This window comes from Variovorax sp. J22R115 (assembly GCF_030317005.1).
GTDB lineage: Bacteria > Pseudomonadota > Gammaproteobacteria > Burkholderiales > Burkholderiaceae_C > Variovorax.
Map to the genome: position 1 here is coordinate 1 of NZ_JASZYM010000015.1, position 20916 is coordinate 20916.

19 protein-coding genes are annotated in these 20916 nt (G+C 65.3%); 3 read left to right on the forward strand and 16 right to left on the reverse strand.

All coding sequences use genetic code 11. The annotated features are described in order from the left end of the window. Positions 1 to 254, forward strand: a 254-nt coding sequence (locus QTI04_RS24835; RefSeq protein WP_286617904.1) for an integrase core domain-containing protein, incomplete at its 5' end; no start/stop codon positions are given. 7 nt (positions 255 to 261) lie between these two features. Here QTI04_RS24835 and ettA read toward each other — a convergent pair. Beyond that, positions 262 to 1923 carry an energy-dependent translational throttle protein EttA gene (gene ettA, locus QTI04_RS24840; RefSeq protein ID WP_286604286.1) on the reverse strand — a complete coding sequence of 554 codons (1662 nt, stop codon included), beginning with the start codon at positions 1921 to 1923 and terminating at the stop codon, positions 262 to 264. 282 nt (positions 1924 to 2205) lie between these two features. Between ettA and QTI04_RS24845 the strand changes: the two genes are divergently transcribed. Next, complete coding sequence (locus tag QTI04_RS24845) at positions 2206 to 4026, forward strand: DEAD/DEAH box helicase (protein ID WP_286617905.1); 1821 nt, start codon at positions 2206 to 2208, stop codon at positions 4024 to 4026. A gap of 55 nt (positions 4027 to 4081) precedes the next feature. Here the strand turns inward: QTI04_RS24845 and QTI04_RS24850 are convergent, their stop codons facing one another. The 15 genes from QTI04_RS24850 to QTI04_RS24920 form a co-directional block, all read right to left on the reverse strand. Further along, positions 4082 to 5152, reverse strand: coding sequence for an ABC transporter ATP-binding protein (locus QTI04_RS24850; protein ID WP_286604284.1), 1071 nt, complete (start codon positions 5150 to 5152; stop codon positions 4082 to 4084). Positions 5153 to 5167: 15 nt separating this feature from the next. After that, complete coding sequence (locus tag QTI04_RS24855) at positions 5168 to 6019, reverse strand: carbohydrate ABC transporter permease (protein WP_286604283.1); 852 nt, start codon at positions 6017 to 6019, stop codon at positions 5168 to 5170. Then, a complete protein-coding gene (locus QTI04_RS24860; RefSeq protein ID WP_286604282.1) occupies positions 6016 to 6891 on the reverse strand; it encodes a carbohydrate ABC transporter permease in 876 nt (291 codons plus the stop codon). Before QTI04_RS24860 ends, QTI04_RS24855 begins: the two co-directional genes overlap by 4 nt. 19 nt (positions 6892 to 6910) lie before the next feature. After that, positions 6911 to 8287: an ABC transporter substrate-binding protein gene (locus QTI04_RS24865; protein WP_286617906.1), complete on the reverse strand. Its 1377-nt coding sequence runs from the start codon at positions 8285 to 8287 to the stop codon at positions 6911 to 6913. Between the two features lie 77 nt (positions 8288 to 8364). Beyond that, positions 8365 to 9111 (reverse strand): FadR/GntR family transcriptional regulator, encoded by a 747-nt coding sequence (locus QTI04_RS24870; RefSeq protein WP_286604280.1) that lies wholly within the window; start codon positions 9109 to 9111, stop codon positions 8365 to 8367. Positions 9112 to 9120: 9 nt separating this feature from the next. Then, positions 9121 to 10080 carry a 2-hydroxyacid dehydrogenase gene (locus QTI04_RS24875; protein ID WP_286617907.1) on the reverse strand — a complete coding sequence of 320 codons (960 nt, stop codon included), beginning with the start codon at positions 10078 to 10080 and terminating at the stop codon, positions 9121 to 9123. Then, entirely contained in the window at positions 10077 to 10994 is a 918-nt protein-coding gene (locus QTI04_RS24880; protein ID WP_286618031.1) for a tripartite tricarboxylate transporter substrate binding protein, read from the reverse strand. The genes QTI04_RS24875 and QTI04_RS24880 overlap by 4 nt, the downstream gene beginning before the upstream one ends. Before the next feature lie 224 nt (positions 10995 to 11218). After that, positions 11219 to 12709, reverse strand: coding sequence for an amidohydrolase family protein (locus tag QTI04_RS24885; RefSeq protein ID WP_286618032.1), 1491 nt, complete (start codon positions 12707 to 12709; stop codon positions 11219 to 11221). 2 nt (positions 12710 to 12711) lie between these two features. Further along, positions 12712 to 13614 carry a MurR/RpiR family transcriptional regulator gene (locus tag QTI04_RS24890; protein ID WP_286617908.1) on the reverse strand — a complete coding sequence of 301 codons (903 nt, stop codon included), beginning with the start codon at positions 13612 to 13614 and terminating at the stop codon, positions 12712 to 12714. Between the two features lie 8 nt (positions 13615 to 13622). Beyond that, a complete protein-coding gene (locus QTI04_RS24895; protein ID WP_286604277.1) occupies positions 13623 to 14894 on the reverse strand; it encodes an amino acid deaminase in 1272 nt (423 codons plus the stop codon). A gap of 51 nt (positions 14895 to 14945) precedes the next feature. Next, a complete protein-coding gene (locus tag QTI04_RS24900; RefSeq protein ID WP_286617909.1) occupies positions 14946 to 15935 on the reverse strand; it encodes an ABC transporter ATP-binding protein in 990 nt (329 codons plus the stop codon). Further along, positions 15932 to 16975, reverse strand: coding sequence for an ABC transporter ATP-binding protein (locus tag QTI04_RS24905; RefSeq protein WP_286617910.1), 1044 nt, complete (start codon positions 16973 to 16975; stop codon positions 15932 to 15934). The genes QTI04_RS24900 and QTI04_RS24905 overlap by 4 nt, the downstream gene beginning before the upstream one ends. Further along, positions 16972 to 17838, reverse strand: coding sequence for an ABC transporter permease (locus QTI04_RS24910; protein WP_286604274.1), 867 nt, complete (start codon positions 17836 to 17838; stop codon positions 16972 to 16974). The genes QTI04_RS24905 and QTI04_RS24910 overlap by 4 nt, the downstream gene beginning before the upstream one ends. Beyond that, positions 17835 to 18785 (reverse strand): ABC transporter permease, encoded by a 951-nt coding sequence (locus QTI04_RS24915; protein WP_286566874.1) that lies wholly within the window; start codon positions 18783 to 18785, stop codon positions 17835 to 17837. The genes QTI04_RS24910 and QTI04_RS24915 overlap by 4 nt, the downstream gene beginning before the upstream one ends. An 18-nt stretch (positions 18786 to 18803) precedes the next feature. Next, entirely contained in the window at positions 18804 to 20408 is a 1605-nt protein-coding gene (locus QTI04_RS24920) for an ABC transporter substrate-binding protein (RefSeq protein ID WP_286617911.1), read from the reverse strand. Positions 20409 to 20520: 112 nt separating this feature from the next. On the opposite strand from QTI04_RS24920, the gene QTI04_RS24925 reads away from it, so the two are divergent. Further along, positions 20521 to 20916 (forward strand): RidA family protein, encoded by a 396-nt coding sequence (locus QTI04_RS24925; protein ID WP_028253252.1) that lies wholly within the window; start codon positions 20521 to 20523, stop codon positions 20914 to 20916.

A 20916-nucleotide genomic window follows, 5' to 3' on the forward strand; every position in this document is an offset into this window, starting at 1 on the left:
AGTTGGGCATCCGCCATCGCTTTACTCGGCCCTATAGGCCGCAGACCAATGGCAAGGCCGAGCGGTTCATCCAGTCGGCGCTGCGCGAATGGGCCTATGGCTTTACCTACCAGAACTCCAGCGAGCGAACTCAAGCGCTGGATCACTGGCTGCATCACTACAACTGGCACCGCCCGCACCAGGGCATAGGAGGCGTTGCTCCCATGACCAGACTCAACAAGTCAAGAAATAACCTCTTGACGCTTCACAACTAGCCCTCTGTTACTTCAGCGCCTTGAAACGCATCCGGTGCGGCTTGGCGCCCTCTTCGCCCAGGCGCTTCTTCTTGTCGGCTTCGTACTCCTGGTAGTTGCCGTTGAAGAAGGTCCACTGGCTGTCACCTTCGGCCGCCAGGATGTGCGTCGCGATACGGTCGAGGAACCAGCGGTCATGGCTGATGACCAGCACGGAGCCCGCGAACTCGAGCAGCGCGTCTTCCAGCGCACGCAGCGTTTCGACGTCCAGGTCGTTCGACGGTTCGTCGAGCATCAGCACGTTGCCGCCCGCGATGAGGGTCTTGGCGAGGTGCAGGCGGCCGCGTTCACCGCCGGACAGCGTGCCGACCTTCTTCTGCTGGTCGGCGCCGTTGAAGTTGAAGCGTCCGGCATAGGCCCGGCTCGCCATCTGGAACTTGCCCACGTTGATGATGTCGAGGCCGTTCGAGATGTCTTCCCACACGGTCTTCTCATTCGCGAGCGCGTCGCGGGTCTGGTCGACGAAGGCCATCTTGACCGTCTGGCCGACCACCACGTCACCGCTGTCCGGCTTCTCCTTGCCGGCGATGAGCTTGAACAGCGTCGACTTGCCGGCGCCGTTCGGGCCGATGATGCCGACGATCGCGCCCGCGGGGACCTCGAAGCTGAGGTTGTCGATCAGCAACCGGTCGCCGAAGGACTTGCTGACGTTCTTGAATTCGAACACCTGGTTGCCCAGGCGCTCCGCCACGGGGATGAAGATTTCCTGCGTTTCGTTGCGCCTCTGGTATTCGAAATCGCTCAGTTCCTCGAAGCGGGCCAGGCGCGACTTGCTCTTGGCCTGACGCGCCTTGGGGTTCTGGCGCGACCATTCGAGTTCCTTCTTCAGGGCCTTGGCGTGGGCTTCCTCGCTCTTCTGCTCCTGCGCCAGGCGTTCGCCCTTCTGCTCGAGCCAGGTGCTGTAGTTGCCCTTCCATGGAATGCCGCGGCCGCGGTCCAGTTCGAGAATCCACTCGGCGGCGTTGTCGAGGAAGTAGCGATCGTGGGTGATGGCCACCACGGTGCCCGGAAAGCGCTGCAGGAACACTTCGAGCCATTCGACCGATTCGGCGTCCAGGTGGTTGGTCGGTTCGTCGAGCAGCAGCATGTCGGGCTTGCTCAACAGCAGGCGGCACAGCGCGACACGGCGCTTTTCGCCGCCCGACAGCACGCCGATGTTGGCTTCCCACGGCGGCAGGCGCAGCGCGTCGGCGGCGATTTCGAGCTGATGCTCGGAGTCGGTGCCGGCGGTGGCAATGATGGCTTCGAGTTCGGCCTGCTCGGCCGCGAGCGCATCGAAGTCGGCGTCTTCGGCGCCGTAGGCCACGTACACCTCTTCGAGGCGTGCCTTGGCCGCGTAGACCGCACCCATCGCCTCCTCGACGGATTCACGCACGGTGTGCGCCGCGTTCAGCTTGGGCTCCTGCTCCAGGTAGCCGATCGTGAGACCGGGCATTGGCAGCGCCTCGCCTTCGATTTCCTTGTCGATGCCGGCCATGATCTTCAGCAGCGACGACTTGCCGGAACCATTCAGGCCCAGCACGCCGATCTTGGCGCCGGGGAAAAAGGAGAGCGAAATGTCCTTCAAGATCTGCCGCTTGGGCGGCACGGTCTTGCTGACCTTGTTCATGGTGTAGACGTACTGGGCCATCAGATTGCTTGCGTTCAGAGAGGTGGGAGGGGTTGCGCAAACGCCCGGAACCGGACGCGGCAAACCGTGGATTATCGACTCATGCGACAATATCGTCTGTTGCCGGGTCCAGTTGCCCGCAACGCCGGCTCTCCGCCGGGGACGAAGAAGGCCAATTCCCTCGACAGGGGCGGGCCTTCCGGCTCCCACTCCTGACCTCATCCGCCCTTACTGGCTCGACGTCCAACTTGACGCCCGAGCGGGTGGATACCACTGCGCCGTGTAGGGCGCTTATTGAACTCAATGAACTTTGATGAACTGAAGCTGGCCCCGGCCATCTTGAAGGCCGTGCATGAGCAGGGCTACGAAACTCCCACGCCGATCCAGGCCCAGGCCATTCCGGCCGTGCTCGACGGCCACGACCTTCTGGGCGGCGCCCAGACCGGCACCGGCAAGACCGCTGCCTTCACCCTCCCGCTGCTGCACAAGCTCACCATGAGCCGCAGCGCCACCAACAAGTTCGGCGGCACCGGCGTTCGCGCCCTGGTGCTGACCCCCACGCGCGAACTCGCGGCCCAGGTCGAGGAATCGGTCCGCACCTACGGCAAGTACCTGCAACTGACATCGACCGTGATCTTCGGCGGCGTCGGCATGAATCCGCAGATCAGCAAACTCAAGAGCGGCGTCGACATCCTCGTGGCCACGCCCGGCCGCCTGCTCGATCTGCAGCAGCAAGGCATGCTCGACCTCTCCACCGTGCAGATGCTGGTGCTCGACGAAGCTGACCGCATGCTTGACATGGGCTTCATCCACGACGTGAAGAAGATTCTCGCGCTGGTGCCGAAGGAAAAGCAGAGCCTGCTGTTCTCGGCCACCTTCAGCGACGAGATCCGCGATCTCGCGGCCACGCTGCTGAAGAATCCGCAAAGCATCCAGGTCACGCCGCGCAACACCACGGTGCAGCGCATCTCGCAGGTGATCCACCCGGTCGGCCGCGGCAAGAAGAAGGCACTGCTCGCGCACATCATCAACGAGCACAACTGGAGCCAGGTGCTGGTGTTCACCCGCACCAAGTTCGGCGCCAACAGCGTGGCCGAGTTCCTGACCAAGAACGGCATCGAAGCGATGGCGCTGCACGGCAACAAGAGCCAGAGCGCCCGGACGCAGGCGCTGGCCGGCTTCAAGAGCGGTGATATCCGCGCGCTGGTCGCGACCGACATCGCCGCACGCGGCATCGACATCGACGAGTTGCCGCACGTCGTGAACTACGAGATCCCGAACGTCAGCGAAGACTACGTGCACCGCATCGGCCGCACCGGTCGGGCCGGCGCGAGCGGCGAGGCCGTGAGCCTGGTCTGCCTGGATGAGGAAGGCTTCATGCAGGAGATCGAGCGCTTCACCAAGCAGCAGATCCCTGTCAAGACCATCGACGGCTTCGGCCCCGAGGAAGGCGAACGCGCCGAGCCCATCGCTATGGGCCGCCAGACCATTTGGGGCGGCGCCGGTCGTCCGCCGAGCCGTGACGTGATGCAGGCCGCAGCCAAGGCCGCGCGCCAGGAAATGATGCAGCGCATCCGCGAGAACAAGGCCGGCCAAGGCGAACGCGCTGGTGGCGGCGGTGGAAATGGCGGCAACGGCGGCGGCCAGCGTCGCGGTGGCAACGGCCAGGGCCAGGGCGCACCGGCAGGTCGCAGTGCCAATGGCGGCGGCCAGGGCCAGCGTGGCCAGGGTGGTCGCGGCCAGGGTCCGGCACGCGGATCGCAAGGACCGGCGCGGGCGCCGCACCATGCACCGGTGCATCACCATCATCACGACCACCTGCCGCACGAAGAGCGCCAGCCGCGTCATCACGGCAACAGCCACAGCCCGACGCAAGCCGATGCAGTCGCGCACCTGCGCGCTGAAGCGGTGGCAGGCGGTGCGGGCCAGCCCGATCCGTTGCGCACTAGCGTCGACAGCCTCGGCAGCGGTCGCGGTCGTCGCAGTGGCGGCGGCGGTGGCTACGGCGGTAACCGTTCCGGCGGTGGCGGTGGTGGCCGTTCGGGTGGCGGTCGCTCCGGCGGCGGCTACGGTGGCGGCGGTGGCGGCTACGGTGGCGGCGGTGGCCGCTCGTTCGGTCGCTGAGAACACGACCATCCGGCAAACAAAGGGTGCTTCGGCGCCCTTTTTTCTTTTTCGATCAGCTCAACCGCTGGCCACTTTGTCGGTCGAACAAATGCACGCTCTCACTGGCAATCACGAGCCCGACCATCTGGTCGGGCTGCGCGTCCACCCGCCCGTGCACCGCGAGCGTGATCTGGGCTTCCCCGACCTCGACCAGCAGTTCCGTCTCCGCGCCCGTCGGCTCGACCACGATGACCTTGGCCGGTACGCCATTGGCGGCATCCGACAACGTGATGTCGCCCGGTCGAACACCGTAGTGCACTGCCTTCCCCTCCGCCACGGCCGTGCCGGCCGGCACAGGCCACAGTGCGCCCTGGGCCTCGACGGCGCAGCTTCCGTTGCTCCGCTTCACCGATCCCTCGATCACGTTCATCGACGGTGAGCCGATGAATTGGGCAACGAACAGGTTGTCCGGCCGGTCATAGAGTTCCAGCGGCGTGCCGATCTGCTCGACCGCGCCGTCGTGCATGACCACGATACGGTCGGCCATGGTCATGGCCTCGATCTGGTCGTGCGTGACGTACACCGTGGTGGTCTTCAGGCGTTGGTGCAGCGCCTTGATCTCCGCGCGCATTGCGACACGCAACTTCGCATCCAGATTCGAAAGGGGCTCGTCGAAGAGGAACACCTTGGGGTCACGCACGATGGCCCGCCCCATCGCGACACGCTGACGCTGCCCGCCGGAGAGTTCGCGCGGATAGCGTCCGAGCAGCTTGTCGAGATTGAGGATCTTCGCCGCGTCCGCCACTCGCTTCTCCGTCACGCCTTTGTCGGCATTGCGCAGGCGGAGGCTGAAGCCCATGTTCTCGCCCACCGTCATGTGCGGATAGAGCGCGTAGCTCTGGAACACCATCGCGATGTCGCGGTCCTTCGATTCGAGTTCGTTGACCACACGGCCGTCGATCATGATCTCGCCGCCGGTGATGTCCTCCAGGCCCGCGAGCATGCGCAGCAACGTGGACTTGCCGCAGCCCGAGGGCCCGACCAGCACGACGAATTCGCCGTCCTCGATCTCGAAGCCGAGCCGCTCGATGATCTGCGTCTTGCCGTAGGACTTCTGGACGTTCTGAAAAGTGACTGAAGCCATTTTGTTCTTTCTCCCTTAGCTCTTGACCGCGCCGGCGGTGATGCCACCGACCATGTAGCGCTTGAAGGTGTAGTAGATCGCCGCGGGCGGCAGCGCATAGATCAGGCCCGTGGCCATGAGCAGTTCCCATGGCGAATCGTCTGCCGCGAGGAAATTGCCGAGCGCCACCGCGAGCGTCACGCTGCGGTCATTCGACAGCAGCAGGAAGGCATAGAGGTATTCGTTCCACGCCAGCAGCAGCGCATAGGTGCCGACCGCGACCAGCGAGGGCACCATCAGCGGCAGGTACACCAGGCGGAACAGTTGCAGCGGCGACGCGCCATCCATGCGCGCAGCTTCGTCGAGTTCATACGGGAGCTTGTCCGAAGCCTGCTTGAGCACCCAGATGCAGTACGGAGACGCGATGGTCACCATCGCGAGGATCAGCGACCACTGGCTGTTGAGCAGTCCATAGTTGCCCATGGTCTTGTACATCGGCACCGCGAGGAAGGCCGCGGGGATGAAGTAGGTGAAGAGCGCCATGTTCATCACGGTGCGGCCTCCCCGCAGGCGCAGGCGGCTGATCGCGAAAGCTGCCGTGGTCGCGACGAACAAAGTGATCGCCCCGACCGCGACGGCGATCAGCACCGAGTTGCCAAGCTGCACCCAGAAGTGGTCGAGATAGAAGTGCCTCTGATGGAAGACGGTGCTGAAATTGTCCAGCGTCGGCGACTTGGGCCACAGGCGCCCGCTCGTCGCTTCGCCGCGCGGCGAGATCGCGAACAACACCATGTGATAGACGGGGATGATCGTCCACAGCAGCACGGGGATGCCGATCAGCAGGAGCTTGGCCTCGTTGCCGACGGACTTCAAGGTCCAGCGCTTCATTTCGAGAGCCTCTTCATCATGAAGTACACGAGGGGCAAGATGAGTGGCAACGCCACCACGATCGACGCCATCGACAGATCGACCTGGTCGAGCCGCAAGTACCGGATGCCCAGCGTCGCGAGCACGTGCGTCAGGTCGGCCGGGCCACCACCGGTCAACAGATAGACGCTGTTGAAGTCACCGAGCGTCCAGATCATCGACAGGATCAGCGACGTGACGTACAGCGTGCGCAGCGCCGGCCAGCTGATGAACTTGAACTTCTGCCACGAGCTCGCCCCATCGACGGACGCGGCCTCGTACTGCTCGGTCGGGATAGACAGCCGGCCGGCCACCAGGATCAGCGTCCAGAACGGCAGCGACTTCCAGATGTGCATCAGCATCGCGAAGCTCAGCGCCAGCGTCGGGTCGTTGAGCCAGTTCGGACCATCGAGCCCGGTCAGGTGAAAGATGGTGCTGTTGATCACGCCCCACTCGGGGTTGAGCATGAAGCGCACCGACAGGATGGTCGGGATCGACGGCACCGCCCACGGCAAGATGAAGATCCCCGCGAGGATCTTGATCCACCAGCGCGACTGCACGAAGAAGCCCGAGAGCACCAGCGCCACCAGCATCTTCACATTGATGGCGACGACGAGAAAGATGATCGTGTTGATGACCGACCTGAAGAAGATCGGATCGGCCACCAGGTGCACGTAGCTTTGCGGATGGCGTGCCAGCCAGAGGCCGTAGCACACCGGGTAGAGCACGAAGATCACGAACACCAGCAGATAGGGAACGACCATCAGTCGTCCCCAGAACTGCCAGCGTCCGAGCTTGATGGCGGGTGTCGGGGCGGCGCCGGCCGCGGTCACGGCGCTTGCGGTGGAACTCATGGTCGGCTGCCGCGTCAGGTCAACGTGCGACCGTCTTGATGCGCTCGATCATCTCGTCGACCGCCTTGTCCACTGGCACCTTGTCGCTCACGACGCGGTTCATCGCCTTGGCCCACACGTTTTCGTTGTTGAGGATGGTGAAGCGGTAGTTCTTCGTGAATTCGAAGGTCACCGTGCCGGCCGCGTACTGGTTGAACACCGACTTGCGATGTGAATCGGCCTGCCAGAACGGGCTCGCCTGCCCCGCCTTGGTCACCGGGAACCAGCGGCCCAGCGAACCCTCGACGTAAGGCGTGAGGTTTTCCTCCTGCATCAGGAAAGTCACGAACTCCTTCGCGCGCTGCTTGTTCTTGCCGTCCTTGAACACCACGCCCGTTTTCACGGCCGTGCGGTAAACCATCTTGCTGCCGTCAGGCTTGGACGGGAAGCCCGCCGTTCGGATGCGTTCGAAGTAGTTCTTCTTGGCTTCCTCGCGCTGCTCGGGCGTGAGCGAGGCGTTGTTCGAATCGTCGAGCCACTTGGCCGGCAGCGAGATGGTCGCGTTATGCGTCATCACGGTCGTCTTGTTATGAAAGGCGACGTTGTTGTCCGGATCCTTCCAGCTCGTGGACGACGGCGGCGTGCAGCCCTTCTGGTAGGGCGTGACGTAGTCGGTCATGGCGCCGATCAGGCCTGCACGAACGCCGGGGTCGTCGACCAGCAGCTTGCCGCTATCGCTGACCATCTTGACGTTGTACGCATCTGCGAAGGTCAGGAACGAATAGAACGAGTCGCTCGAATCCACGCCCATCGGCATGCCCATGCCGAAGGTGCGCTTGCCGCTCTTCTGACGGCTGGCCGGTTGCACCTTCTCGCACCAGAACGACCAGTATTCCTTCCACGTGGTCGGAATGTCCGACTCCTTGAATCCCGCCTCGGCCAGCATGTCCATCCAGTAGTTGATGTGCATCGTCTGCTGCTTGATCGGGAAGGCGTAGTAGGCCTTCGATTTCGTCTGGTCGTTGTAGAGGAACGTGGTCTCGACCGTGTTGGGCGCGAAGCGCGACGCCATCGGCCCGATCACGCTGCTGATGTCCTCCAGCTTGCCGTCGAAGGCCCACTTGCCCGTGACCTGGAAGTCGTAGACGTCGGCATAGGCCACGTCGGGCGGACTGCCCGAATCGAGCGCCGAGACGGTCTTGGGGATCATGTCCTGCACTGGATACTGCGACAGTTCGACCTTGACGCCCTTGTGCTTCTCCTCGAACTTCTTGATGGCCGCGAACAAGGCTTCGTCCTCCGCCTTGTAGAAGCCCTTGACCCACCAGACGGTGAGCTTCTCCTGTGCCGAAGCCTGGCCGGCGACGGCGAGGCCGAGGGCCATCAACGTCGGTATCACGAGTGCTTTGAGTTTCATGCTTCTGTCTCCTTTTTTTTGCGACGGGATTGCTCGGTGACCGAGCGGAGGGTTGGGAACGGGATAGCCAGGCGCGGTCAGGCCGCGGCCTTGAGACGCGGCGGTGGACGGCTGAGTCGCGGCAGGCGACGGCGCGAACCGATCACCTCCTCGATGTCCTCTCGCGCACCATCGATGAGCTTGATGATGGCCCGCTCGGCCCGCGCCGGGTTGTGCGCGATCACCGCGTCGAGCACAGCGCGGTGCATGGGCAGCGACTGCGCGGGGCCGTCCTTCTTGACGGTGGAAATCTCGAAGCTGGTTCGCAGCAAGGCGTGCAGCGCCTTGCTCATCTGCGCGAGCATGCGGTTGCGCGCGGCGCGCAACAAGCCATGATGAAAGCGCAGGTCGAAGGTCACGTAGTCGCCGCCAAACTCCACGGCGTGCTTCATGCCGGCGTAGGCCGCCTCGATCTCCTCGATGTCCTCCGCGGTCGCGCGCTCTGCGGCGAGCCTGACGGCGGCGGGCTCGACCGCACGACGCAAGTCCTGCAGGTCTCGAAGGAACTCGGGCGTGAGGCCGGCGCGGGCCTGCCAGGTGATGACGTCGGGGTCGAACCAGTTCCACCGGTCATCCGGCAGCACACGGGTGCCGACCTTGGGACCCGTGATGATCAACCCCTTGGCGACCAGCGACTTCACCGCCTCGCGCACGACCGTCCGGCTGACACCGAACTCCTCGCACAGCAGGGGCTCTGCCGGCATCGGCATGCCGATGGCATAGCGGTGCGACACGATCGCCTCCCCCAGCAGGTCGAGCGTTCGGCCGTGGATGTTCTTCGTCATGCAGCGCCTTCAGGCGTCCACAGGCGTGAGCAGGGGCTTGCCCGAAAAGTGCGCGCGCAAATTATCGAAGGTCAATTGGCCCATGGCTTCGCGCGTCTGCTTCGTTCCGCTTCCGATGTGCGGGGTCAGCACCACGTTGAGCATGGCGCGCAGTTCCTCGGGGACGTTGGGCTCGTTCACGAAGACGTCGAGTCCGGCACCGGCGATGACGCCGTTGCGCAACGCATCGATCAGCGCCGGTTGATCGACGACGCTGCCGCGCGCCACGTTGATGAGGTAGCCGTCGGGCCCGAGGGCCTTGAGCACGCGAGCGTCGATCATTCCGCGCGTACCCGCGCCGCCAGGCGTGATCACGATCAGGAAGTCGACGACTGCCGCCAGTGAGGCCGCATCGGGGTAGTAGGTGTAGTTGAGGTTCGGGCGCGGGGAGCGTGCCGTATAGGCAATCTCCATGTTGAAGGCCGCAGCGCGATGCGCGATCGCCTGGCCGATACGGCCCATGCCGACCACGCCGAGCCGACCACCCGTGACCTTGCGGCTCAGCGCGATCGGGCCGTTTGGCCACTCGTTCGCACGCACGAAGCGATCGGCCTGCGGAATACGCCGTGCCACCGCAATCATGAGTCCGATGGCGAGGTCCGCCACGTCGTCGTTCAGCACTTCGGGCGTGTTCGTCACAGGAACACCGCGCTCGTGCGCAGCGGCGACATCGACGCCGTCGTAGCCCACGCCGAACACCGAGATCACTTCGAGCGCCGGCAATTGCGCGATCAACTCGCGAGGCACCTTGGCCTCGCCGTTGGCGACCACGCCGCGGATGCGCGGCGCGACGCCGCCAAACGCAGCAGGATCGCTCACATGGATGCGGTCATGAATGGTGTATTCGCGGCACAGCGCTTCCATGAGAAAGGGCATCAGTGGCGCGACGACCAGGAGCTCGGGCCGCTCGGCGGTGTTGGTTTGGCTCATGCCTTGATCCCCAGCTTCTGCACGAGTTGCTTGAAGTATTCGTGGTCGCGCTGCATGGCCTGCCCGAAGGCCTCGGCATCGAGGTACGCGAAGCCGAGGTTGAGCTTCTCGAGCTGTTCGCGAAGCATGGGCTCTTCGGCCGCCTTGCGTGCGGCCGTGCGCAGCGTCGTCACGATGTCGGGCGGCGTGGCCTTGTGCACGGCAAGGCCGCGCCACGTGCCGATCGACAGGTCGATGTTGCGTTCCTTCAAGGTCGGCACCTTGTCGAAGGCCTTCAGTCGCTGGTCGGACATGACGGCGAGCATCTTCAACTTGCCGCCTTGCACATGCGCCGCCACCTCACCGGGGCTCACCGCGACCGCATCGATGTGGCCGCCGAGCAGTGCCACCACACCGGGCGCCGCGCCCTGGTAGGGCACATGGTTGAACTTGACCCCGGTCTTGTCTTCCAGGCCCGCGGCAGCAAGGTGCCAGATCGAACCATTGCCGGAGTTGCCGACCTTCATCTCGCCGGGCTTGGCCTTGGCCGCGGCCAGGAATTCCTCGATGGTGTTCCATGGCGCCTCGGTGCGCACGGTGATGGCTGACGGGTCGGCGTTGAGGCGCGCAACCGGCTGGAAGTCCGCGTAGGTGAACTTCGAAAGACCGAGGTGCGGAAGGATCACGAGTTCCGCGATCACCACGCTCACCTTGTAGCCGTCTGGCTTGCCGTTGAGCACATCACTCATGCCGACCACGCCGCTGGCGCCCGGCTTGTCGTTCACGACCATGGGCTGCGGAAAGTGCTTCTTGGCGGCTTCCGAGAACGCGCGTGCCAGTGCATCCGTGCCGCCACCGGCCGATGCAGGCACCACGAGCTCCACGGGCTTGATCGGGAAGTCATTGGCTCTCACCGAGAAAGCCACTGGCAGCATTGACGCGGCACCCAGGCCCTGCAGCATGCGCCGGCGCCTCGCGTTCATCGAATGGGGCATGGAATGTCTCCTGCTAAACCGGCTTCGAGGTTGAATCTCCACTCAACAACGCCAGTCTGCAGCGCTGCCAATTCAAATCATATGATGATTGAATTCGATGCCCGGCAGGACAAACCCTGATGGTCAGGGCGCAGCAAAACAGGGGGCTTTCGCGCGCTGCGCAATCAGCCCTGCAGCGCCGGCACCTTCGCACGCACCACGAAGCGACCCGCGCGTGCCCCTGTCTCGCGGCCCTCGGCGGTGTAGCTCAACACACCGTTGACCCATACGCGTTCGATCCCTTCGCTCAACTGCCGCGGCTGCTCGAAGGTCGCGCCATCCTTGACGCGCAGCGGATCGAACAGCACCACGTCGGCCATGTAGCCGGCCTTGATCAGCCCTCGTTCGCCAATGCGAAAGCGCGCGGCCGACATGCCCGTCATCTTGTGGATCGCCTGTTCGAGCCGCAGCAATCCCTTTTCGCGCCAATAGCTCGCAAGCACACGTGGAAAGGCGCCCCACAGCCGCGGATGCGGCCTCTCGTCGTGCGGCAGGCCATCCGAGCCGATCATCGAGAGCGGGTGCGTCATCACGCGCTGCACGTCGTCTTCACGCATCTGGAAGTAACAGGCGTTGCCGGGCTTCAGGCGCACCGCGGCTTCCTTTTGCGATATGCCCCACTCCGCCGCGATGTCTGCGAGGTAACGCCCGCCTACCTCGGGATGGGGCTGGCTGCCGGTGATGAGGATGTCGATGATGCCGTCGACAAGATCCTCGCGCAGCACGGTGGAGCCGGCGGTGTACGGGTACACGTCCATGCCGATCTCCTGGCTGCGCGCCAGTTCTTCGATGAGCGGCAGGGTCTCGCGCGTGCGGCCCCAGTTGTCCGGGCCAGCGCACTTGTGGTGCGAGATGACGAGCGGGAGGCCGGACTGGCGAGCAGTCAGCGCGGCTTCCTGCAGGGCCGGAAGAATGCCGGCCAGTTCGTCTCGAATGTGCGTGGCATACACGCCGCCATTTCGCGCGGCCACGCTGGCCACTGCGACGAGTTCATCGACGTCAGCCGCATAGGCCTCCTCGTAGAACACGCCCGAAGACAAGCCCAGCGCGCCCGCATCCATGGCCTCCTGCATGTCGGCGGCCATCGCAGCGCGCTCGGCCTCGTTGGCAGCGCGGTTCAACACGGGCATGTGACGCATGCGCAGCGCTGTGTGCCCGAGCAGTGCCGCGACGTTGACGCCGGGCCGCGCCGCATTCACCGCATCGGCATAGGCGCGCATGGTGGCGTGGCGAAACTGACCACGCCCCAGCAGCGAGAGCGGCGCCGGCGGTGCATCCGTCACGACCGGCGCGAGCGAGATGCCGCAGTTGCCGACGATCACCGTGGTCACGCCCTGGGACAGCTTGGGCAGCATGTCGGCCTTCTCGATGGCAGCGGCGTCGTCGTGCGTGTGCACGTCGATGAAGCCGGGCGCGATGACCAAACCTGTGCAATCGATCTCCTGCACGGTGCCGCGTTCGCGAAGGCTCGCCAGCAATTCGGGCGGCGTTGCGCCGGGCGCCGCAACGGACGCAATGCGCTCGCCGACCAGCAGTACGTCACCGAGCCAGCCCGGGCTGTCGCTGCCGTCGACGATCTGGCCGCCCTTGAGCAGCGTGGGCTGAGTGTCTTGCATGGTCATGGCCTCTCGTCGTTGGTCTCCGTGGCCCCCGAATACTCGGCGCTGTCGAAGCCGTGCTTGTGCAGCAGTTGCTTGAACTGCTGCAGCCCACGCGTTGCGACCGGCCCGAGCTTCTGCGCAAGCCGCACCATCAGGATCTCGATCACCACGAGGTGCGCGAGGTAGGCCTCGGTGCCGACGCGCATCACCGCATCCTGCGGGACCGACACGGCCAGCACGAGGTCCGCGATTTCGGCCAACTGCGTATCGGGTTGCGTGAGGGCCACCACCGTGGCACCTTGCGAGCGGGCGAAGCGCGCCGCCTCCAGCGTGTAGGGCATCCGCCCCACGTGCGAGATGACGAAGGCCACGCCGTCGGGTCCCAGCGTGCTGGCCGAGACCAGTTGCTGGTGCGCATCGAAGATGGCGTTGGACGTGCACCCGAGCCTGAACAGGCGGCTCTGCAGTTCGCTCGCCATGAAGGTCGACGCCGCCCCCACCGAATAGCAATCGATGCGCCGCGCGGCGGCCAACCGTGTCGCGACTTCGTCGACCACGGCGACGTCGATGCGACGGCCCAGTTCGGTCAGCGACGACACGGCCGCATGGATGATCTTGCTGGCGACGTCGCCCGCGCTGTCTTCCGCGAGGACGCTGCGGTGCAGGTACGAGCCAGTGACCGCGAGATCCTGTGCCAGCGCCAGCATGAATTCGCGCACCGACTCGAAGCCGAAGCTGCGGCAGGTCCGAACGATGGTCGGCATCGAGACACCGGCTTGCTGCGCAAGTTGCTCCACGGTGGCGGCGACGGCGGCGCGCGGGTCTTCGAGCACGCATTGCACGACGCTGCGCTGCGCGGCCGGCAATTCGGCCATGCGCTCGCGCAAGCGCTGCAGGAGATGGGCTGCGGAGTCGTTCATCGAAAGCCTCAGAAGCGCGTGCTGATGGCGCCGGTCACGGCCCCGTCGTCCTCGACCAGCGCGAGCCAGCGCCACTTGTCGAAAGTGGTGCAAGGGTGCGAGATGCCCAGCGCGACGCGGTCGCCGACCTGCGGCACCGGGCCGGCGGGGTCGAAGCGCAGATAGGCATGTTGGTCGTTGAGGGCACTGATCGTCCAGCCCGCAGGCACAGCGGCGGCCGTGCGTTCGCCCCGCGGCGCGTGGCGCACCGGGATCGGCATTTCGAGGTCGTAGGAGATGTCCCGGCGGCCGCACGTCAACAGCGCCAAGCCCGGCTCCGGTACCGACTGCACCATCGCCCAGACTTCCAGCGCTGCGCGCAGGGACTCGTCCAGCCCTTCGCGCTGCTCGACCTGCTTCAGGAAGCGCGCGTAGTTGCCGTTGTCGTGCGTGACGTAGCAGCCCGACCGCAGCACACCCCGCACCGGCCGCGAGAGGCCTTGCGCGCGAAGCAGCGGCACGACGAGGTCGAACACCGCCGACCCGCCGGCCGTCAGCATCACGGTGTCGTCACAGAAGAGGTTCTCGGCATCGCAGGCGCGTGCGACCTCGAGCACACGGTTGACCAGCGCAGTGACCTCGCGCGCGTCATGCTCACTGTCGCAACGCGCCAGACCGCCTTCGTAGCATTCGATGCCGCCAAGTTGGACCACCTTCGAGCGCGAGACGGCGGCGGCCAGCGTGAGCGCTTCTTCCAGCGTGCGACAGCCGGTTCGCTGGCCGGGTATGCCGATCTCGATCAGCACGTCGAAGCAGCGTTTGCACTGCCGGCGCTGCGCCCAGTCTTCGACCAGCGCCAGTTGCGCCAGCGAATCGACCAGGAACCACACGCGCAGGTCGTTGTGCCCGGCCAGCAGCATGTCCAGCCCGTCGAGGTCGGCATCGCACATCACCTGATTGGCGATGATGGCGCGACGGGTGCCTGCCTCCACGCCCACCGCGAGCTGGTAGATGGTCGCGAAGGTCAGGCCCCAAGCGCCGCCGGCCAGCTGCTGCGCAAATAGTTCGGGCGACATGGTGGTCTTGCCGTGCGGCGCCAGCGTCACGCCCTTTCGCCGCGCGTAGTCCTGCATCCACGCGATGTTGTGAGCGAGCGCCGAGCGGCGAATGACGGCCAGCGGATACGACAGGTCGTCCGCCAGCACGTTCCATCCCTTCTGGCCAATGTCAGCCGCGCGGCATGGTGCGGCCTCGAGCGGATAGCTCTTGCTGCGGTGGTCCAGGATGAACTCTTCTGTCATGTGTATCCCTCGGTTGGATGTTCTTGATGATGGGCCACGGTCGCGCAAAGATCAAAGGTCGTTTCGCCAGCAGGCATGCCAGTGCCCGGGCTGCACTTCGCGAAGTTGCATGTCGGCGCTGGCGCAGCGCTCCTCCGCGAGCGGGCAGCGGGTGCGAAAGACGCAGCCAGAAGGCGGGTTCGCCGGGCTGGGCAGGTCGCCCTGCAGCAGCGGCACCACGCGCCTCTGTGCGGGATCGGGGATGGGTGCCGCGGCCAGCAGCGCGCGAGTGTACGGATGCTGCGGTTGCGTGTAGAGCGAGTGGGTCGGCGCGATCTCCATCACGCGGCCGAGGTACAGCACCACGACGCGATCGCACAGGTACTCCACCACGTCGAGATCGTGCGAGATGAAGAGCAGCGTCAGGCCCAGTTGTTCCTTCAGCTCGCCCAGCAGGTTGACCACCTGCGCCTGAATCGACACGTCCAGTGCCGACAGGGGCTCGTCGGCCACGATGAACTGCGGCTCCACCGCCAGCGCGCGGGCGATGCCGATGCGCTGGCGCTGCCCGCCAGAGAATTCGTGCGGAAAGCGATCGGCATGTTCGGGACGCAGGCCGACCTGCTGCAGCAACTGCTGGATGCGCGGCTTGCGCGCCGCGCCCTTGGCGAGGCCATGGGTGTCGAGCGCCTCCGCCAGCACGTCGCGAATCCGCATGCGCGGATTCAGGCTGGCGTAGGGATCCTGAAAAATGATCTGCACCTTGGAACGCAGCGGCCGGAACTGCGACTGCGACAACCCCGCCAGATCCTGAGGCGCTGCATCCGACCCCTCGGGCTGGTACAGCATCTGGCCGTCGGTCGGATCGACCAGCCGCGTGAGCAGGCGCCCGATGGTGCTCTTGCCCGAGCCCGATTCGCCGACCAGGCCGAGGGTCTCGCCCTTGCGGATGGTGAAGCTCACGTCGTCCACCGCGCGCACCGGGTGGCTGCCCTTGCCGAAGTACTTGCGCAGGTTGCGGATCTCGAGCAGGTTGTCGCTCGCCAACGTCGAAGTCGTCATGCGGCCTTCTCCTCGATGAAACCGATGCAGCGCACCATGCGCTGGCCTCCTGCCGATTCGAGCAAAGGCATCTGAGCGTCGCAGGGCCCGCGGCGGAATGTGCAACGTGGCGCGAAGGCGCAGCCCGGAGGCGGCGCGAGCGGGCTCGAAACCTGGCCTGGAATCGCTACCAGTTGCGGCCGCTTGCCGGCCATCGCGGGGGGTGCACCACGACGTCGCGCGACGCCCGGCAGGCAGGCCAGCAGACCACGCGTATAGGGATGCTCCGGCCGCGCAAAGAGATCGTGCACGGGCGCTGATTCAACGATGCGGCCCGCATACATCACGGCGACCGCATCCGCGTACTGCGCCACCACACCGAGGTTGTGCGTGACGAACAGCATGCTCATGCCGGTTTCCTTTTGCAGCCGGCCCATCAGCGCGAGGATCTGCGCCTGGATGGTGACATCGAGCGCGGTGGTCGGCTCGTCGGCGATCAGCAATGTCGGATTGCAGGCCATGGCGAGCGCGATCATCACGCGCTGGCGCATGCCGCCGGACAACTGGTGCGGATACTCATGGACCCGCTGCGCCGCGGCCGGGATCTCCACCAGTTCCAGCATGCGCTGCGCGTGGGCGAAGCCAGCTTTGCGATCCATCTTGAGGTGCAGCCGCACCGACTCCGCGATCTGCTCGCCGATGGTCAGCACCGGGTTGAGGCTGGTCATGGGCTCCTGGAAGATCATGCCCAGCTCGTTTCCACGCAGTGCGCGCTTCTCGGCCTCGGGCATCTCGAGCAGGTTCACCCTGCGACCGTCACGGCGCACGAACCACGCCTCGCCCTGCACCTGTGCGTGCGATGTCTTCGCGTGCAGGCCCATCAGCGTCAGGCTGGTGACGGACTTGCCCGAACCCGATTCGCCCACGAGTGCGAGCGTTTCTCCGGGCCGGATCGCGAACGACACATCGGCCACGCTCTGGATTCGGCCAGTCTCGGTGGCGAAGGAAGTGGACAACCCTTGCACCTCCAGACGCGGGATCGTTGCAGAGTGGATGTTCATGCGGCCTTCCTCAGTTTGGGATCGAGCAGGTCGCGAACGCCATCGCCCAGCATCTGCAGCGAGAGCGCGGTCAGCACGATGGCGAGGCCCGGACAGAAGATCGTCCAGAAAGCCTTGTCGGCATATTCGAGGCTGCCGGCGATCATGGTGCCCCAGGTCGGAATGTCCGGCGGCACGCCGACGCCGAGGAATGAAAGACCGGCTTCGGCCAGGATCGCGTACGCGAAGATGAAGGTCACCTGCACGAGGATCGGCGACATCAGGTTCGGCAGGATGTGCTTGCGCAGGATGCGCGGCGTGCGCACGCCGAGCGCGCGTGCCGCATCGACGAAGAGCAGCTCGCGCAGGACGAGCGTGGTGGCGCGCACCACGCGTGCCACGCGCGGTGTGTAGACGATGACCAGCGCCAGCATCACGTTCCACAGCGACACGCCGAGGATCGACACCAGCGCGATGCCGAGCAGGATGTCGGGGAAGGACATCATCGCGTCGACCACGCGCATCAGCGGGGCGTCCAGCTTGCGGAAGAAGCCGGCCAGCATGCCCATCAGCGTGCCGAAGAGCACGGCGCCCGCCGCGGTGACGAAGCCGATCATCAACGAGTAGCGTGCGCCGTGCACGATGCGCAGCATCACGTCACGGCCGAGTTCGTCGGTGCCGGCCCAGTGCGTCCACGAGGGCGCATGCAGGCGGTTGCTGATCTCGATGGCGCCCGGGTCGGCATCCGAGATCCACGGGTAGATCACCGCGACGCCCACCACCAGCAGCAGCACCAGCGCCGCGGCCAGCACGACCTTGCGCGAGAACAGGCGGCGCGCGATCGGCATCGCGCCACCGAAAAAGGAGAAGACGGCCGCTTTCATTTCGACTCCAGCCGGATGCGCGGATCGACCAGCGTGTAGATGAAGTCGACGCCGAGATTGATGAACACGTAGATCGCGGCGATGACCAGCAGCGTGCCCTGAATCACCGGGTAGTCGCGCCGCAGCACCGCGCGCACCACCAGATTGCCGACGCCGGGCAGGTTGAACACGGTTTCCGTCACCACCGTGCCGCCGATCATCAGCGCGAGCGTGAGGCCTAGCACTGTCACGATCGGCACCAGCGCATTGCGCAAGACGTGCTTGACCATGATCACGCGCTCCGGCAGGCCCTTGGCGCGTGCGGTGCGCACGTAATCCTCGCCAAGGATGTCGAGCATGGAGGCGCGCGTGAAGCGGATGATCAGCGCCGAGTTCAACAGGCCCAGCACCAGCGCGGGCAGCAGCAGGTGGTGCAGCCGCTCATGCAGCGAAGCGCTGGGGTCGCCATAGCCCGAGGTCGGAAACCACCCGAGCTTGACCGCGAAGAACTGGATCAGGATCAGCCCGAGCCAGAAGCTCGGAATGCTGGCGCCGAGCATGGCCACGCCGCTCACGGCCTGGTCCGCCGCGCTGCCGCGCCAGATGGCCGCCGCCATGCCGGCGGGGATGCCGATGAGCGCGGCGATGCTGACGGCGAACAGCGCGAGGAACATCGTCGGCTCGGCGCGCTCCATCAGCGCCTGCGCCACCGGACGCTGGAGAAACAGCGATTGCCCCAGGTTGCCCTGCAGCAGCTCGCCCACCCACAGCACGAACTGCGTCGGCAAGGGCTTGTCAAGACCGTACTGGATGCGGGCCTGGGCGATGTCCTCGGTGGTCGCCTGGTCGCCGAGCAGCAGCGCGACCGGGTCGCCAGAAGCGAGGCGCGTCAGCGCAAAGACCAGCACCGCGACGATGGCGAGCACCACCACCGCCCCCGCCAGGCGGGTAAGCAAGAAGCGCAACATGGGTAGGGTTCGCCGGGCTTACTTGGCGAGGCCGGTGTTCCAGAAGAACGGCCAGATCGCGGGTGTGTAGCCCTCCAGCTTGGCCGAGCGCGCGGACAGGCTGTTGAACTTGCCGACTTCGATGAAGGGCACTTCGTCATACACCGTCTGCTGCACCTGGCCCCACAGCGCGCCGCGCTTGGCGTTGTCGGTTTCCTGGTTGAAGGCGGTCAGCGTGGCCTTCTTGGCCGGCGTTTCCCACCAGCCCGGCGCGCCGTCGCCCAGTTGCGGCGGCGAGAGCATCGGCTCGGGGAAGAGCCCCGAGTGCGTGAAGTACACGTCCCACAGCTTGGCATCGTTGCGGCGCTGCACCAGCGTGGCCCAGTCGACCACCTGCAGATCGGTCTTGAAGCCGGCCTTCTTGAGCTGCTCGGACATCACGAGCGCCATGTTGTAGTGGAACTCGTACTGCCGGCTCGCCATGATGCGCACCGGCTGGCCGTTGTAGCCCGCCTTGGCGGCGAGGTCCTTGGCCGTTTGCGGGTTGCGCGTGTTGTAGGCGTTGGTGCCCGCGGCCGAGTAGTAGGGCGTGCCCCTCGGGAAGAAGTTGGGCTCGACCACGAAGAAGCGGTTGTCGCCGAAGCCGGCGGCCATCAGCTCACCCTGCCCGACCGCGGTCTGCACCGCGCGGCGCAACGGCTGCGAGGCCAGCACGCCTTCCTTGGTGTTGAACACGATGTAGGGGAAGCCGAAGTTCTTCGTCACGATCGGCACCACGGCCGGCGCGCCCTTCTCGATGCGGCCCACGGCCTCGACCGGGAGCAGGTCCGCATACTGGAACTGGCCCGAGAGCGAGCCTTCGACGCGCGTGTTCGCATTGGGCACGGGCACGAAGCGCAGCTCGTCGAGCAGGGCTTCGCGACGGCCGGCATAGCCGCTCGGCGCTTCCTTGCGTGCCGTGTAGCCGTCATGGCGCACGAGCACGGTGAACTGGTCGGGGCGGCGTTCCTTGAACTTGTAGGGGCCGGTGCCGATGAATTCCTTCAGCTGCGGCGCGATGCTTTCCTTGGCCAGGATCGCGGCCATGCCGCTGGGCAGCGCGAGTTGGGCGAGCAGCGGCGCATACGGGCTCTTGAGCTTGAGCTCGACGCTGAGCGGCCCCTTGGCCGTGAGCGACGCGACTTCCTTGCCCACGGACTTGCCGCGCGGCGAGAGTTCCATCCAGCGCTGCAGCGAAGCCACGACGTCATCGGCATTCAGGTCGCGGCCGTTGTGGAGCTTCACGCCCTTGCGGATCGCGATGGTGTAGGTCAGGCCGTCCTTGGAGACCACCGGCATGCCCTCCGCCAGCATCGGTGCCACGTTCCAGTTGGCATCGAAGGTATAGAGCGGTTCGTAGACGTGCTGCATGATCGTGCCCACGAGGTCTGCGGTGCTGATCATCGGGTCCAGACCCTGCGGCTCGCCGACCATCGCCAGGTTGGCGGCGCCGCCCTTGGCAGGTTCGGCGAATGCAGCGGCAGGCAGCAAGCCGAATGCGACGGTTGCGGCGAGCGCACCGGCGACGGTTCGCCATCGCGATGCGCGCACCGGGTTCAGTTGAGAAAAACCAGATGTCGGTACAGTGATGGCGGTTGTTTGCATCGCGGCTCCATGAGTAATAACATTACATCGCCGATCGTATTTCTAGCGATTTGCCACGTCAAACAGGGGTTTACCCTTCCATTAAATGTAATTTCATTACAAATTCATCACCATGTCCAAAGTTGAAATGCTCGGCCAGTCACCGATTGCCTCCGATCGGCAGGCACGCCCCCTCTCGCCCGCCACCCGCGCGGGCGATTTCGTTTTCGTCTCCGGCCAAGTCCCGACCGACGATCAGGGCCAGGTCATCGTCGGCGGCATCGAGGCGCAGACGCGCCAGGTGTTCAAGCGCATAGAGCAGGCTCTGGCACTGGCCGACTGCACGCTGGCCGACATCGCGAAAGTCAGCGTGTGGCTCAATGACGCACGCGATTTCGGCAGCTTCAACCGCGTCTACATGGAGTGCCTGGGCGACCACCGGCCCGCACGCTCGACCGTCGAATCGCGGCTGATGATCGACGCCAAGGTTGAGATCGACGTGACCGCGTACAAGCCGAGAGCCAACTGA